The sequence below is a fragment of the Bacillus sp. 5RYD7K genome, assembly GCF_059831465.1.
Map to the genome: position 1 here is coordinate 80,192 of NZ_CP191200.1, position 16,134 is coordinate 96,325.

At 46.5% G+C, this 16,134-nt stretch carries 15 protein-coding genes and 1 pseudogene; 10 read left to right on the top strand and 6 right to left on the bottom strand.

Annotated elements, in window-relative coordinates; translation table 11 throughout:
- Positions 1 to 96 precede the first annotated feature (96 nt).
- Positions 97 to 1,128 (top strand): LacI family DNA-binding transcriptional regulator, encoded by a 1,032-nt coding sequence (locus ACQE26_RS00400; protein WP_438421420.1) that lies wholly within the window; start codon positions 97 to 99, stop codon positions 1,126 to 1,128.
- 20 nt (positions 1,129 to 1,148) lie between these two features.
- Here ACQE26_RS00400 and ACQE26_RS00405 read toward each other — a convergent pair whose 3' ends face one another.
- Entirely contained in the window at positions 1,149 to 1,664 is a 516-nt protein-coding gene (locus ACQE26_RS00405; protein WP_003155578.1) for a type 1 glutamine amidotransferase domain-containing protein, read from the bottom strand.
- 220 nt (positions 1,665 to 1,884) lie between these two features.
- Here ACQE26_RS00405 and ACQE26_RS00410 point away from each other — a divergent pair, with 220 nt between their 5' ends.
- The 3 genes from ACQE26_RS00410 (at position 1,885) to ACQE26_RS00420 (ending at position 8,250) form a co-directional block, all read left to right on the top strand.
- Positions 1,885 to 6,171, top strand: a complete 4,287-nt coding sequence (locus ACQE26_RS00410; RefSeq protein ID WP_500470359.1) for a multifunctional 2',3'-cyclic-nucleotide 2'-phosphodiesterase/3'-nucleotidase/5'-nucleotidase — start codon at positions 1,885 to 1,887, stop codon at positions 6,169 to 6,171.
- 181 nt (positions 6,172 to 6,352) lie between these two features.
- Positions 6,353 to 7,492, top strand: coding sequence for a YibE/F family protein (locus ACQE26_RS00415; protein ID WP_500470360.1), 1,140 nt, complete (start codon positions 6,353 to 6,355; stop codon positions 7,490 to 7,492).
- Positions 7,489 to 8,250, top strand: coding sequence for a YibE/F family protein (locus ACQE26_RS00420; protein ID WP_047476487.1), 762 nt, complete (start codon positions 7,489 to 7,491; stop codon positions 8,248 to 8,250). The genes ACQE26_RS00415 and ACQE26_RS00420 overlap by 4 nt, the downstream gene beginning before the upstream one ends.
- 39 nt (positions 8,251 to 8,289) lie before the next feature.
- On the opposite strand, the gene ACQE26_RS00425 is transcribed toward ACQE26_RS00420, so the two are convergent.
- Complete coding sequence (locus ACQE26_RS00425) at positions 8,290 to 8,955, bottom strand: NAD(P)H-dependent oxidoreductase (protein WP_016936776.1); 666 nt, start codon at positions 8,953 to 8,955, stop codon at positions 8,290 to 8,292.
- Positions 8,956 to 9,088: 133 nt separating this feature from the next.
- Positions 9,089 to 9,217 (bottom strand): annotated as a pseudogene (locus ACQE26_RS00430) (trehalose operon repressor); the annotation flags it as partial.
- Between the two features lie 70 nt (positions 9,218 to 9,287).
- Here ACQE26_RS00430 and ACQE26_RS00435 point away from each other — a divergent pair.
- From ACQE26_RS00435 to ACQE26_RS00445, 3 genes are read left to right on the top strand one after another with little or no spacing between them, the layout of a single operon-like run.
- Entirely contained in the window at positions 9,288 to 9,548 is a 261-nt protein-coding gene (locus ACQE26_RS00435; RefSeq protein ID WP_007408496.1) for a spore germination protein, read from the top strand.
- A 14-nt stretch (positions 9,549 to 9,562) separates the two neighbouring features.
- A complete protein-coding gene (locus tag ACQE26_RS00440) occupies positions 9,563 to 9,805 on the top strand; it encodes a spore germination protein (RefSeq protein WP_003155595.1) in 243 nt (80 codons plus the stop codon).
- Between the two features lie 15 nt (positions 9,806 to 9,820).
- Complete coding sequence (locus ACQE26_RS00445) at positions 9,821 to 10,252, top strand: Hsp20/alpha crystallin family protein (protein WP_016936777.1); 432 nt, start codon at positions 9,821 to 9,823, stop codon at positions 10,250 to 10,252.
- Positions 10,253 to 10,261: 9 nt separating this feature from the next.
- On the opposite strand, the gene ACQE26_RS00450 is transcribed toward ACQE26_RS00445, so the two are convergent.
- Positions 10,262 to 10,639, bottom strand: a complete 378-nt coding sequence (locus ACQE26_RS00450; protein WP_016936778.1) for a DnaJ family domain-containing protein — start codon at positions 10,637 to 10,639, stop codon at positions 10,262 to 10,264.
- A gap of 247 nt (positions 10,640 to 10,886) precedes the next feature.
- Between ACQE26_RS00450 and ltaS the strand changes: the two genes are divergently transcribed.
- Complete coding sequence (gene ltaS / locus ACQE26_RS00455) at positions 10,887 to 12,824, top strand: lipoteichoic acid synthase (RefSeq protein ID WP_060963338.1); 1,938 nt, start codon at positions 10,887 to 10,889, stop codon at positions 12,822 to 12,824.
- 40 nt (positions 12,825 to 12,864) lie between these two features.
- Here the strand turns inward: ltaS and ACQE26_RS00460 are convergent, their stop codons facing one another.
- Together ACQE26_RS00460 and nagE are read right to left on the bottom strand one after the other, a co-directional pair.
- On the bottom strand, positions 12,865 to 13,308 hold the full coding sequence (locus ACQE26_RS00460; protein ID WP_007408492.1) for a YfmQ family protein: 444 nt from the start codon (positions 13,306 to 13,308) through the stop codon (positions 12,865 to 12,867).
- A 128-nt stretch (positions 13,309 to 13,436) separates the two neighbouring features.
- A complete protein-coding gene (nagE, locus tag ACQE26_RS00465) occupies positions 13,437 to 14,813 on the bottom strand; it encodes an N-acetylglucosamine-specific PTS transporter subunit IIBC (RefSeq protein ID WP_342007469.1) in 1,377 nt (458 codons plus the stop codon).
- A gap of 165 nt (positions 14,814 to 14,978) precedes the next feature.
- On the opposite strand from nagE, the gene map reads away from it, so the two are divergent.
- Both map and ACQE26_RS00475 read left to right on the top strand, forming a co-directional pair.
- Positions 14,979 to 15,728, top strand: a complete 750-nt coding sequence (map, locus tag ACQE26_RS00470) for a type I methionyl aminopeptidase (RefSeq protein ID WP_064778125.1) — start codon at positions 14,979 to 14,981, stop codon at positions 15,726 to 15,728.
- A gap of 56 nt (positions 15,729 to 15,784) precedes the next feature.
- The gene (locus tag ACQE26_RS00475) at positions 15,785 to 16,096 is read left to right on the top strand and encodes a DUF3243 domain-containing protein (protein ID WP_003155607.1); all 312 of its coding nucleotides are present in this window, start codon (positions 15,785 to 15,787) and stop codon (positions 16,094 to 16,096) included.
- Positions 16,097 to 16,134: the final 38 nt, after the last annotated feature.

Genomic DNA, 16,134 nt, shown 5'->3' on the forward strand with positions numbered 1-16,134 from the left:
GCGCTTTATCTTTTTCTCCCCCTCTCTCTTTCTTCTCACGCGCCAAAACGCTTATAATGGAGGTAACGAATAATAACCAAGTGAGGAATGCGACGTATGAAACAGCAAAAAAAACGCCGGGTGACATTGCAGCAGGTCGCTGAGCATGCAGGCGTCTCAACATCCACCGCCTCATTAATCGTCCGCAATAATCCGCGAATTTCCGAAGCAACCCGTGAGAAAGTGCTGCAATCCATGCGGGAGCTTGGATACGTATATGATCGGGTCGCCGCGAATTTACGATCACAGACGTCCACAACGGTAGGATTGATTATCACTGACATTTCCAATACGTTTTTCTCAGAGTTTCTGATCGGCGTGCAGAATACACTCGAGGAAGTCGGATTAACAGTGCTCTTAGGCACGACATTTGATTCCGTCGCCAAGCAGGAGCAGCTGATCTCGACCATGCTGGAACACAGGGTCGGCGGATTGATTTTATGCCCGGTTTCAGGCGCGGCCGAGGAAACCCTTTCCCGCCTTGAGCAGCTTGATATTCCGGTCGTGCTTGCCGTCAGGGAGATTGCCGATGCGGACTGTGATTTTGTCGGAGCTGACTATGAGGAAGGCACCTATAAGGCAGTGCGCCATCTCATTGAAAAAGGGCATCAGGAGATTGCGTTTCTGGGCGGCGTGAAGCACTCATCAACATGGACGAAACGGATGAAAGGGTTTAAAAAAGCGCTCCGTGAAGCGGATCTTGAAGTGAAAAGTGAATTTGTGATTGACAGCGCGCCGACCCGCGAGGCAGGCTATGAAGCTGTGATGAAGCTGCTCCGCCGGCCTGAGCGCCCGGCCGCGATTTTCTGCTTCAGTGATTTGGTCGCGTTCGGCGTCATGCAAGGGATCAGAAAAGCAGGACTCATCCCGGGCGAAGATATTGATATTGTCGGCTTTGACAACGTGCCGGAAGCTGAAATTTCTTATCCCCCGCTTACAACCGTTGCTTCTTTTCCGCGGCAGTCGGGAAAAGAAGCGGCTCAATTGCTGCATCATAAAATCGCCAATTCCCAGCACAAAAAACAGCGCATTATTTTGGCGCCCGAGCTGGTCATTCGTGAATCTTCACAAAAAAAGCGGAACGCCTGATACGGCGCTCCGCTTTTATATTATGCAAGCAGTTTTAATGATTCGCGGTTGAATGCCGGAATGTCATCTGGTGTGCGGCTTGTGACCAGCTGGTTCTGGCAGACGACGACTTCTTCATCCACCACATTTGCGCCCGCGTTTTCCATGTCAATACGGATGGATGTAAATCCTGTCGCTTTGCGCCCGTCCAATGCTTTCGCGTTGATGAGAAGCTGAGGGCCGTGGCAGATGGCGAAAACCGGTTTTTTATCATCCATAAATGCTTTGGCAAATTGGACGAAACGGTCATCCGCACGCAGCATGTCAGGTGAGAATCCGCCCGGGATCAGCAATGCGTCAAAGTCTTTCGGATTCACATCATCGATGGACGCATCCACTTTCACTTCCGCTTCCCCTTGTTTGCCTTTGACTGTTTTTCCTTTTTCCTGTTCGATCACTGTTAATTCATGACCCGCATCTTTAAAAGCTTTCGCAGGTTCTGTATACTCGACGTCCTCAAAATAATCCGTTAATACAACTGCAATTTTTTTACCCATAGTTACTACCTCCTGCTTGATGAAGTCTACATAAATCCATGTACCCCAGCCACACTAACATCAAACATAAAAGACGCATTTGCCGCCCATTCGTTTTACATAGGTCATTATCCTCATTTTTCTTCTTTTTACAAGAATCATCATGAAATCTATATAAACTTTCACAAAATATTCTTACAATGGTACTGCATGACAAAATTTGTTGAAAGGTGGAGAACAGGTGAGAATACAGAAATGCAGCGTCAATAGGACACTCCGTATTCTGCTGCCCCTAGTTATGATACTTAGTCTAATCCTCCCAATAACACCCATTAAAGCAGAAGATAACAAATCCTCCAGTGTGAATCTCAGCATTTTAGCGACAACTGACGTTCACGCCAATATGATGGACTACGATTACTACAGCGACAAACCGACAACGGAATTCGGGCTGGCCCGAACGGCTCAGCTCATTGCGAAGCACAGAAGCGAAAATCCGAATACGCTGCTTGTCGATAACGGAGACCTGATTCAAGGGAATCCCCTCGGTGAATACGCAGTAAAATATCAGAAAAACGATATCATTTCAGGCGCAAAGACCCATCCGATCATTGAAGTGATGAATAGTCTGCACTATGACGCAGGAACACTCGGCAATCATGAATTTAATTACGGGCTGGATTTTCTGGACGGGACGATGAAAGGCGCTGATTATCCGATCGTCAACGCCAATGTGAAAACATTGAGCGGTGAAAACCGTTATACGCCTTATGTCATAAAAGATAAAACCGTCACGGATGAAAACGGCGGAAAACATCAGCTAAAAGTCGGCTACATCGGCTTTGTCCCTCCCCAAATCATGACGTGGGATAAAAAAAATCTTGAAGGACGCGTTCAAGTCGAGGACATTGTGGAATCCGCGAAGAAAACCGTTCCGAAAATGAAAGCTGAAGGTGCCGATATCGTCATCGCCCTCGCCCACAGCGGCATAGAAAAAAAAGCACAGTCCTCCCGTGCGGAAAATGCCGTTTTTGATCTCGCAACGAAAGTCAGCGGAATTGATGCGATCGTATCAGGCCATCAGCACGGTCTGTTCCCTGATACCGAATACAAAGGCGCTGATCAATTCGACGTCGATAAAGGCACGATTAACGGCATCCCCGTTGTCATGTCAAGCAGCTGGGGCAAATATGCGGGGGTCATCGACCTTCGGCTTGAAAAAACAGACGGCGCATGGCATGTGGAAGATGGAAAAGGCAGGATCGAGCCGATTGCCGGCAATGTGACTTCGGAAAACGAAACCGTCGTCAATACCGTCAAAAAAGCGCATGAAAGCACACTGCAATACATCAGAGAACCCGTCGGCCAGACAAAAGCCGATATCAACAGTTTTTTCGCCCAAGTCAAAGATGATCCGTCCATTCAAATCGTGACGGATGCGCAAAAATGGTACGCCGAAAATAAGATGAAGGATACGGAATATAAAGATCTGCCAATCCTCTCGGCGGGCGCTCCGTTTAAAGCCGGCGGGCGGAACGGTTCAAACTACTATACAAACATTTCCGCAGGTGACCTCGCCATCAAAAATATCGGCGATTTATACCTGTATGACAACACGGTTCAGATCGTCAAGCTGAACGGCAGCGAAGTGAAAGACTGGCTTGAAATGTCCGCAGGGCAATTTAATCAGATCGATCAGGCAAAAGGCGGCAGCCAAGCGCTTTTAAATGACGCCTACCGCTCATACAATTTTGATGTCATTGACGGCGTCACCTATCAGGTCGATGTCACTAAACCGGCGAAATACAACGAAAACGGAACAGTCATTCATCCCGATGCAAGCCGGATCGTCAACCTTTCTTATCAAGGAAAACCCGTCAGCGCCAAGCAGGAATTTCTGATTGTCACAAATAATTACCGCGCTTCAGGAGGCGGAGGATTTCCTCACTTAAGCAATGATAAAATCGTATACTCATCAGCCGATGAAAACAGGCAGGTCTTAATGGATTACATCATCCAGCAGAAAACAATTAATCCGCAGGCTGATCATAACTGGTCCATCCTTCCGGTCAAAGGGACGAACCTGACATTTGAATCCTCCTTGGCCGCAAAGCCGTTTGCCGACCGCGCAGATGACGTCGCCTATATCGGAGAATCACAAAACGCCGGCTACGGACAGTACAAGCTCCAGTTCAAAGATGATGAACCGGGCACAGATCCGCCGAAAGATGACGCATGGAAGCTCACCGTTATGCATACAAACGACACGCACGCGCACCTTGATAACGCGGCGAGGCGAATGACGAAAATCAAAGAAATCAGAAGCGAAACCGACCGCAGCATTCTGCTTGATGCGGGAGACGTTTTCTCAGGCGATCTTTATTTTACGAAGTGGCAGGGGCTGGCTGATTTAAAATTGATGAACAGCATGGGCTACGACGCAATGACCTTCGGAAACCATGAATTTGATAAAGGCCCGGGTGCTCTCGCCAGCTTCTTGAGCGGGAACGGAAGCGCGGCTGACCCGTCGGGAAAATACAATTTCCAAGCGCCTGACTTCCCGCTCATCAGCTCAAATGTCGATGTGTCCAAAGAGTCAAAACTCAGACCATTCATGAAAAAAGCAGACACCTTTACGGCAGGGAAAAAGAAAAAAGCAGGCATCTATCCATACATTCTGCTTGATGTAAACGGAGAAAAAGCCGCCGTATTCGGCTTAACAACGGAAGATACGTCCGTCACATCAAGCCCGGGTAAAAGCATTGTCTTTAATGATGCCTTCCAATCCGCACAAGATACGGTAAAAGAAATACAGAACAAGGAACATGTCAATAAAATTATCGCCCTGACCCATATCGGGCATCAGCGTGATCTCGATCTTGCCAAAAAAGTAAAAGGCATCGACTTAATCGTCGGCGGACATACGCATACGCTTGTAGATAAAATGGAAATTGTCAAAAACGAAGAGCCGACCATCGTCGCCCAGGCAAAAGAATACGGCGAATATTTAGGCCGGGTGGATGTCGCATTTGACAAAAACGGGGTCGTTCTGCCGGAACAATCCTCTCTTCAAGCGCTGCCGGTGAATGAGCAGACGAAAGAAGACCCTGATCTAAAAAAAGAGCTTGATCCGTTTAAAAAAGAGCTCATCTCCGTCAAAAATGAAAAAGTCGGCTCCACGAAAGTTGCGCTTGACGGCCGGCGCGAGCATGTCCGCTCCAAAGAAACCAATCTCGGAAACTTCATCGCGGACGGCATGCTGCAAAAAGCGAAGGAAGCCGCCGGCGCCCAGATTGCGATCACAAACGGGGGCGGCATCCGCGCAGGCATTGATAAAGGAGACATCACACTCGGCGATGTGCTGAATGTAATGCCGTTCGGCAACACGCTTTACGTCGCAGATTTAACCGGGAAACAGATCAAACAAGCCCTGGAACAAGGGTTAAGCGGTATCGAGGCTCAAGGAGGCGCCTTCCCTCAAGTTGCCGGTTTAACATACACGTTTACACTGAATAAAAAGCCGGGACACCGCGTTCTTCAAGCTGCGGCCGTGCAGGATGACGGCAGCGTAAAGCCGATTTCTGATAAGAAAACATACAGAGTCGCCACCAGTAACTTTGTCGGTGAAGGCGGAGACGGATATTCCGTCTTTAACGAAGCGTCCCATAAAGAAGACCTTGGCTTTGTCGACTATGAGGTCTTTATCGAGCAGCTTGAAAAAGCGGAAAAAGCGGTTGAGCCGAAAGTTGACGGCCGTGCGCAAGAAGTGTACCTGCCGACGAAGCAAAAGAACGGCTCGTGGACGCTTGAAGATGACAGCGCATTTGCGGCCTATGCCAAAAACGCCAATACACCGATCGTATACTACGACAAGAATGACGGCGCCAAAAAGCCGATTGATCTCAGCGTAACCAAAAAACAGATCGGCCTGTTAAAGGACAGAACATCTGATTCTTCCCTTACGATCCTGCATGACAAGTTCAGCATGAAAATGCCGATGGCAAACGCTGGAGCTGATGACACACGGTTCGGCGTGACGCCGAAAAAGAAAGTAAGCGGTGCGCTTTCAAACGTATACGACTTTACAATGAAGCAGAAAAACAAAGACATCAAAACATTTAAAGCGCCTGTAAAGTTTACCATGCGCATGGAGAATACGAAGAAGGCGAAACAGCCGGGCATTTATCACATAGACCGGAAAAAGAACGCCTATACAAAAACAGACAACGGATCGGTTTCACACGATCTCGTCACGGGCTATACCAATCATTTCAGTGAATACGCCATATTAAACGCAAACACGAAGAGCGCGCCGCCGACAAGCGGAGATCACGGCTCCGGAAAACAGCCAAACGGACAAAACCCTTCATCCGGCCAAGCGCAGGACGGAGTATCGCCGGGCGGCCTGCTTCCTGATACAGCCACAGCGATGTATTCCATCCTCCTTGCCGGGTTTCTCATCAGCGCGCTCGGAACGGCACTGTATCTGTATCAAAGAAGAAAAGCAAAAAAAGTGAATGAAGCATAAAAAGGCCGCTTTTCTCGGCCGGTTCATCCCAAAGGCTCTCCTGATCTGATGTCAGGGGAGCTTTTCCCGGTCCGCCCTCTGAATCGACAGCGGTACGGCCGAATGATAAAATATGAGCGTTATTTATGCAGCTGCTGCATAGCTTGACACTTCACGGCGGGGCCTGTTTGGAGGACTTTTTTTGAAAATAACAAAAAACAAACGCAACAGCATGACTTACAAAATAAAGCTGTTTTACGTGATAACAGCGCTTTGCTGTATCAGCTCGCTCATTTTCGTCAATTACAACGCTTCTTTTTATGAGCGCCCGATTGCCAAGGTGACAAAAACAGCATTGGAACACCAGTCTGATGTGCAGGACATGCACAAAAACAAAGATAAGATTTTCAATCAGACGATTACAGCCAAACTTGAAAACGGCAGTCAAAAAGGAAAGCTCATTCATTTGTCCAATCAGTATTCCTCATCCGGAGCGAATGATCAGAAATATCAGCCCGGCGATGAAGTATTCGTCTCTATTGATAAAGGGAAAACATCAAGTAAGGATATATCCGGAAGCATTATAGATAAAAAACGGGATAAACAGCTTTTGCTGATCGCTTGGATTTTCATATTCACCTTACTGATCGTCGGCAAAAAACAAGGCTTCTTTTCGATCATCAGCCTGATGTTTAATGCTGTTTTATTGTCTTATGCATTAGATTTGTACCGAAAGCACCCGAATATCGGGCTGATTTTCATCTGCGGTATCTGTATTCTCATCTTTACTGTCATTTCATTGCTGCTTGTCAGCGGTTTTCACGCGAAAACATATGCCGCCATAGCCGCGACGCTCGCAGGCACTTTTGTCTCCCTGCTCATTACGTATTTGGTGATGGCGGCAACCGGAGAAAAAGGTCTCAGATATGAAGAAATGCAGTATTTAACCCGCCCTTATCACACGGTGTTCATGGCCGGAGTATTTATCGGATCACTGGGAGCGGTCATGGATGTGGCCATTACCATGACGTCATCTGTCTTTGGATTATATGAAGAAAACAAGAGTATCTCATTACAAGCACTCAAACGTTCCGGAATGGAGATCGGTAAAGACATCATGGGGGCGATGACCAACATTCTGTTTTTTGCCTATATCAGCGGCTCTATACCGATGATGCTTTTGTATTTGAAAAATGATTCCCCGATAGGATTCACTCTTTCTATGAACATTTCCTTGGAAATAGCCAGAGCATTGGCCGGGGGAATCGGAATTGTATTAACCATCCCCGCCAGTCTGTATGCTTCTGTCTTTTTTATTAAACGAAAGAAGGCAAGCTCATGAATGTCATCGTAATTCTTGCGGCGATTTTATTTCTATTGATGGTTCTCATCGGCGGTAAAAAGGGAGCGAGGTCTTTTATTGCGCTATTTTTAAATTTCGGCGTTCTCTTTCTCACCATCATTTTAATGACTGACCCGCACATCAATCCGATTGTTTTAACGTTGCTCTCTTCCGCCGCGATTTGCAGCATTACACTTTTTTATATTAACGGGGGAAACGTCAAAACCGTAACCGCCTTTATTTCTGCCATGCTGACGATCGTATTGATGCTGTTTTTTATTCTGGCCGTCACGAAACAGACTTCGATTCAAGGGTTTGGTGAAGAAGAACTGGGTGATATCGGCATATTCACACTTTTTGTCGGGGTGGATTTTGTAAAGGTTACCGCGGCTATGATCATTATGGGCACGATAGGGGCAATTACCGATGTCGCGATCTCCATTACATCACCCATGAGAGAGATTTACAGCTATAATCCGTCCATGAGCCGAAAAGATCTGTACAAATTCGGTTTAAGCATCGGAAGAGATATTTTAGGAACGAATACAAATACGCTATTCTTTGCTTTTTTCGGCAGCTATTTGGCTTTAATTATCTGGTTTAAAGACTTATCATACTCTGCTGAAAAAATAGTGAACTCAAAAGTCTTCAGCGCGGAAGCCGTCACCATTCTTTGCGCCGGCGTCGGGATCGGCATCATCATTCCCGTTACGTCCTGGATCACCGCCTGTTTTTTAGCGAAACAGACGAAACGTTAAAAGCTGCCGGGAAACTCCCGGCAGCTTTTTTTATTGATCTTATACCCACTTTACAACGTCTTTTGCGGCAGATCTTGTTTTCGGACGCGGTTCTCTGACACGGTAACCGAATGCGGCCATGACAGAGATGTCGAAACTTCCGTTTTCCAGAAGTCCTTCTTCTTCAAGAATCCGGTGGATTTCTTTGTAGTTGAAGCCTTCTACAGGGCAGGAGTCGATTCCGATCTGCGCCGCGGCTGTCATCATATTGCCAAGGGCGATGTATGTCTGTTTGGAAGCCCAGTCAAACAGCGCGCGATCTGATTCAAGCAGATTGAAATCATTTTTCTGGAAATCTTCTGTTTTGCTGATATAGCCTTCATACATATCTTCCGGCATTTTTTTGACTTCCTTCAAGTGGTTTTTGACATAATCGGCGTCAAAACGGATATCCTTTGCCGTCCGGGCAAGCAGAAGTACGAAGTGGCTTGCAGTCGGCAGCTGCTTTTGCGCGCCCCATGTGAACTCGCGGAGTTTTTCACGAAGCTCCGGGTTTTGAACGACGACAAATTTCCAAGGCTCCAAACCGAGTGAGCTTGGGGACAGTCTTCCCGTTTCTAAAATGAATTCAAAATCACTTTCTGAAATTTTTTTCTCAGGATCAAATTCCTTTGTGGCGTGTCTGAATTGATACGCTTCGATGATCTGCTGTTTTTTATCTGACATTCATGATCTCTCCTTTTTATCTCGTTATGTACTATTGTAGCCATTATTTTTGAAAGTACCAGTACGCACATTTTTGTTGGATAGTATTCATTTTGATACTGACAAAAAAACGGGCTGCCGCGGCAGTCCGTTTTTATTTTTCTCTTCTCGCAAAGCCGACGAAACGGAATGTATCGAGCCTGTGCCGGCTTTCTGTGTACTGAAAGAGGCTGGCGCCCTCCAAAAAGATACGGTTTTTCACGACCGCCATATGGCTGAATCCGGGCGGAATTCACAACAGGAGCGCAAAAAGCATACAGTACTGTACAACTAAGTTAAAGAGGTGTGAAGAGATGCCATCCACTGTTATCAACCTGTACTATCTGAAGATTAACAGTATTTCTGGCAACGGATCTATTACGATTGGGGAAGCGGCATACAACAGTCCCACCACAAACAACAAATCACAAGGACTGAACTCTTCATTCGGCGATACGTCACCTATAGAATCGATGATGGAGAACTTGTTAAATGATCCTGATGTAAACGACCAGACAGCCATCGGAACCGCAGATACCGCAAATATTACGCCGGTGCCGCCCATTATAGATTAAAGGGGTTTTTATGAATGCCTTACCAAATTAACGTCGTCAATATAAAAGTAAACGGAGCCACCCAAAACGGAAACGTCGATATCGGTCAGACCGTACAAAACAGCCACACCGCCAACAGCAAATTTGTCGGCGCGAACTTTTCTTTAGGAGACTTTTCACCGGCCGCCGGATGTTTGAATTCGGGCCATCTTGATCCTGATGTGAGCGACCAGGATCAGATCGCCAACCCGTCAATGCCGATCGCAAATCAAATATAAGGGGGGTTTGCTGAAGTGGATATCGAAAAAATGAGAAAGTGGCTTGAGATTACGAACGAGCACAAGCCCAGCGACTTTTGGACCAATGTCCTGAAACGGAAATCTCCCGAAGAGTTTTTCTCCTTACAAAAAAACACCCTGGTTTATGATATCTATCAGGATGAACAGCACACATTTGTCATTGTGGAAATGCCCGGCGTTTACGAAGAAGAATTGACATTGAGGCTGGTGTCAAGAACACGGCTGCATATAAAAGGAAACATCACGCCCCTTTTTCCAAAGGACATGGGGATCTGCCAAAATCGGTATTACGGAGAAATTGATGAGACGATTGAACTCCCTGAACCGGCTGAGCCCCATCTGCTGCAGGCGCAGTGCATGAACGGCCTGCTACACATTTCCTATCCGCGCCTTATGGAATACATTCCTTTTCAGCAGAAAATATAAGGAACCGGTTTACGGACGGTTCAGGCGTCTGTACACTTTCTCCTTATAATGAGAAGATGCGGGTTCTGAGAACATGTCTCTCTCCTCCGTCAGCTTGTCGAGTCTGACTTGTTTTTCCGTCCGTTTGTTCCGCAGGTGATCCAGCTCCGTTTCATTGCGGCACTTGGCGATCAAATAATCGAGCGTCATCAGCTCTTTCTTCAGCGCGCCCTCATCCTCGGCGATCCCGGCATTTTTCAACATGCGGTAGCCCATTCTGAGCGACTCCGGAAGATGTGCGGCATCGTCTTTCGGCAGGGGCTTTCCCATGCCTTTGATGCCGGCGAATTCTCCATCCTTAATGGCGCGCTTGATTTTATCTTCAGCCACGATATGGGCAATATCCATCACTTGTTACCTCCTTTTTTCAATTAAACCGGATCATATCCATACAAAAATCCATATCCCATTTTGTTCCATTCGAATTTTTCATAGCCGGCATTCAACAGATAAACCGCCGTTGCGACAGTGTTTTTCGCCCTTTTTCCGATGAGCCTTTTCCACCTTTTCTATTTGCTGGTTTCATGGTATATTGATTACGTTCGTTTTTTCTATCGTTCCGTGTAAACCGTGATCGGAAAAAAGGAGTGTAACAATGAAAACATTTATAAAAGAAAGAGGACTTGCCTTCTTCTTGATAGCGGTCGTGTTATTGTGGGTGAAAACATATGCTGCTTATATTTTAAACTTTAACCTCGGCATAGACAACACGATCCAGAAAATATTGCTTTTTGTGAATCCGCTGAGCTCCGGCCTGTTCTTTCTTGGATTTGGACTTCTTTTCAAGAAAAAATTACAGCAGACAGCCATTATTGTGATTCATTTTTTATTGTCTTTTTTGCTTTATGCAAACATCGTCTATTATAGATTCTTTAATGATTTCATTACCATCCCGGTCATGATGCAGGCAAAAACAAACGGCGGCCAGCTCGGAGACAGCGCGTTCTCATTAATGAGATGGACAGACGTCTTCTACTTCCTGGATACCGTCATTTTGATTATTTTGGCCATTAAGATGAAAAAACCGGCTGAAAAACCGGCGAAGAAATCATTCAGAATCGTTTTGGCTTCCGCCGTGCTTGTGTTCCTGATCAACCTCGCCGTAGCGGAAACCGACCGTCCTGAGCTTTTGACACGCTCATTTGACCGTAACTATCTGGTGAAATACTTGGGCACGTACAACTTTACGATTTACGATGCCGTGCAGAATGTGAAGTCAAACAGCCAGCGCGCGCTTGCCGATTCAAGCGATGTAACGGATGTGGAAAACTATATGAAGGCCAATTATGACGTGCCGAACAACGTCTACTTCGGAAAAGCCGAAGGAAAAAACGTCATCTATGTCTCATTAGAGTCTCTTCAGTCCTTCATCATTGATTACAAAATTAACGGCAAGGAAGTGACGCCATTTTTAAACAAACTGGCGCATGACAATCAAACATTCTACTTTGATAACTTTTTCCACCAAACGGGACAAGGTAAAACATCAGATGCGGAATTTATGATGGAGAACTCTCTGTACCCGCTCTCGCAAGGTTCGGTTTTCGTCAATAAAGCGCAAAACACGCTGCAGTCCGTTCCTGCGATTTTAAAAGGCAAAAACTACACGTCTGCCGCTTTCCACGGAAATACGCAGACGTTCTGGAACCGTAACGAAATGTACAAAGCGGAAGGCATCGATAAGTTTTTCGATTCTGCTTATTATGACATGAGCGAAGAGAATACGAAAAACTACGGCATGAAAGACAAACCGTATTTCAAAGAATCCATGCCGCTCTTAAAGAGCCTGCCGCAGCCGTTCTATACGAAGTTCATTACGCTGTCAAACCACTTCCCGTTCGGGATGGATAAAGAAGACACAGACTTCCCGGCAGGAGACTTTGGCGATTCGGTCGTCAATAACTACTTCCAGTCCGCGAACTATCTGGATGAATCAATCGAACAGTTCTTTCATGACCTGAAAAAAGACGGCCTGTATGATAAATCGATTATTGTGATGTACGGAGATCACTACGGCATCTCTGAAAACCATAATAAAGCGATGGCGAAAGTGCTTGGCAAAGATGAGATCAATGAATACGAGAATGCCCAGCTTCAGCGGGTTCCGCTCTTTATCCACGCTCCGGGCGTGAAAGGCGGCCGCAATCATAAATTTGCCGGCGATGTCGATGTCGCGCCGACCGTTCTCCATCTGCTCGGCGTCGATACGAAAGATTATCTCATGTCAGGTTCAGATATCTTATCGAAAGAGCACAGAGAAGTGATTCCGTTCCGTAACGGCGACTTCATCTCACCGAACTACACGAAAGTATCCGGCAAGTATTACGATACGAAAACCGGAAGACTTTTAGATGATTCAGAAGTCGACAAAAAAGAAGACTCACTCGTCAAGACTGAGCTTGAAATGTCTGATAAGATCATCAACGGAGATCTGCTTCGCTTCTATCAGCCGAAAGGCTTCAAGAAAGTGGATCCTTCACAATTCGATTATACAAAGCGTGAAGATTCTTCAGCAGATGATCAAAAAGAATAAACAAAAGCCAGATCATATCAATGATCTGGCTTTTTTATGTTCAGCTCCCGGCAGCGGCCATAGAGCGCTTTTGCAGGCTGTCGGAAAGAACCGAATAAGCGACGACTTTCTTTTTCTGCTGTTTGACGACATCTACATGATCTTCGTAGCTGTATACAAACACCGTCACATCTTTTTTCCCTTTTCTCGTCTTAATGACAAGCGGGTCGGCTCCGTTCTGCGGATGAAGATACCGCTCTTCATCACCTGGGTATATATAATGCCGTTCGATAAATACGGCTTCGTTAAAATCATCAATCACCCGGCGTTTGTCTTCGCCTTCCAGACGTTTTCCGCCGAGGGATACGGCAGCGGACGCGTCACTGAGCTTCGAATGGGTTTCAAATTTTCGGAGAATCCATTCCACCGCTCCGGTAGGAAGGCATGTCAGCACAATCTTAATCAGGCTTATGACAACAATTGAAACAACTGCAATCCACGTCACCTTACATCATCTCCATACTTGTTCTACATGAATCTTACCACAGGAGGAAACGTTGTTTTTTGTCCATTATGTGAAACTTGATATATGTTCAAAAAAACCCGGATCATATAGATGACCCGGGCTTCGTTCTACTTCTGACCGTCATGGCGGACGGCCTCTCTCAGCTCTTCTGCGACAAACTCGACGTTCGGCCCGATAATGACCTGCGCCGTTTTATTCCCCGTTTTGATAACCCCTTTTGCTCCCGCTTTTTTAAGTGCCGTCTCATTAATGAGGGATGTATCCTGAACGGTCAGTCTGAGGCGGGTCGCACAGTGGTCAATCGTTTCGAGATTTTGTCTGCCGCCGAGCCCCTTGAGCATGGCATGTTCTTCAACCGAACCGGCCGTATCCTCACTAAGCACTTCTTCCTCTTCCTCATCATCTTCCCGTCCCGGCGTCTTCAAGTTTAACGATTTGATGAGCACGTAGAAGACGGCAAAATAGATCACCGCATAACAAAGCCCGACAACGAGCAGCAAAAGCGGTTTTTCCGCAATACCGTAGCTGAGAAGATAATCTATCGCCCCCGCTGAGAACGAAAAGCCTGATCTGATGCCGAGAATATTGACGATAAATAAAGAGAACCCGGTTAATAAAGCATGAACCCCGTACAGAAGCGGTGATAAAAACATAAATGCAAATTCAATCGGTTCTGTAATTCCGGTAATAAATGCCGTCAGCGCAAGACCGATCATCATCCCGGCCGTCGCTTTGCGCTTGCTTGGCTTAGCTGCGGCAATCATTGCCAGACAAGCGGCCGGAAGCCCGAACATCATAATCGGGAAGAACCCCGTCATATAAGTCCCGGCCGTCGGATCCTTCGCAAAGAAGCGGGCCAGATCTCCCGTTTTTCCGTGAAAATCGCCAAATTGGAACCAAAAAATATTATTCAGCACATGATGAAGACCGAATGGAATCAAAAGCCGGTTAAAAATCCCGTAAATCCCGGCGCCGATGCCCCCAAGCCCGATCATCCATTCCCCGAATGACGTAATCACCGACTGAATAGGCGGCCACACAAAGCCGAAAATACCGGCCAAAATAATGGTAATCAGCGCCGTTACAATCGGAACGAGCCTGCGCCCGCTGAAAAATCCGAGATATTCAGGCAGCTTCGTATCCTTAAAGCGATTATACGTGTATCCCGCAATTAACCCCGCGATAATCCCTCCGAAAACGGCCATATTATTTGTCGAATTGATTGATTTTACAGCCGCGTCCAGCATAATATAGGAAATTGCTCCCGACAGAGCGGCGGCCCCATTGCTGTCTTTTGAGATCCCGATCGCGATTCCGATCGCAAAAATCAGCGGCAAATGATCAAATACCGCTGTCCCCGCCGCATAAATGAACGGAATATTTAATAAATCCTCTCTGCCGATGGCCAAAATAATACCCACGGCGGGCAGAACGGCAATCGGAAGCATAAAGGATTTTCCGAGTTTTTGCAAAAATTGAAGCATTTTACCCATCCCCCTTCTTTTTTCTTAAATATATCACATAAGTTATCTAGTGATCTATACCAATTTTCCCTTCATTTATGCACATAAGGCTTGTTGGTTTTCTATTTATAAAGCAGTTGTGGTAAGCTTGAATCAGATGATTAAACATAGAAAGCGGGAATGACAATGATTGTAACGAACGATCAAGAATTAGAAGGTCTTAAAAAAATCGGCAGAATCGTCGCCCTGGCGCGTGAAGAAATGAAGAAAAAGGCAGAGCCCGGCATGAGCACGAAAGATCTTGACCTGATCGGAAAGGCGGTGCTTGACGAACACGGAGCCGCTTCCGCTCCGGAGAAGGAATACGATTTCCCCGGCGTGACATGCATCAGCGTAAATGACGAAGTCGCTCACGGCATTCCGAGCGCCTCTAAAATCTTAAAAGCCGGGGATCTTGTAAATATCGATATTTCGGCGGAGTTCGGCGGTTTTTATTCCGATACGGGAATTTCATTTGTGCTCGGAGAAGGCGATGAACGTCTGCAAAAGCTTTGCAACTGTGCACAATCCGCGTTTCAAAAGGGACTGGATCAGGCAAAAGCCGGAAAACGCCAAAACCAGATCGGCAGAGCCGTCTACCATGAAGCCCGCTCCAACGGATTTACCGTCATTAAAACGCTGACGGGCCACGGAATCGGCAGAAACCTCCATGAAGCGCCTAACCACATCATGAATTACTACGATCCGTTTGATAACGCGCTGTTTAAAAACGGCACCGTGATCGCGCTTGAGCCGTTTATTTCCACGAAGGCTGAAACCATTGTTGAAGCGGGAGACGGCTGGACATATAAAACACCGGATAAAAGCCTTGTCGCCCAAGTGGAGCACACCATCGTCATCACAAAAGACAAACCGATTATTTTAACGGCATTGTAATGTTTCATCTCCCTCCCAAACAGGTATACAACAACTAACCCGAAGGAGGGAGACGCATGAAAAAAGATAAAGAAAAAATCAAAATCGAAAACGAAATACACGCCATGCACGGCGTAACGAAACAGCAGATTTTAGAGGATTTCGAGGAATTTAAAGCGTACCTTCACCAGAAAATTTCCGCCGGAAAGAAACTAGGCCTGGATGACAGCAAAATCATCAAAAGCGCCGCCATCCTCGGGGACTATCTCGCCAAGCACGAGGAGCCCCGCAATGCGGAAGAAAAACTTTTACAAGAGCTGTGGGATATTGCGGACGACAATGAAAAACAGCATTTGGCCCAGCTTCTCGTCAAACTTGCCGGACACTGATACAGTGCCCGGCTTTTTATGTTTCGTGACAAGAGATG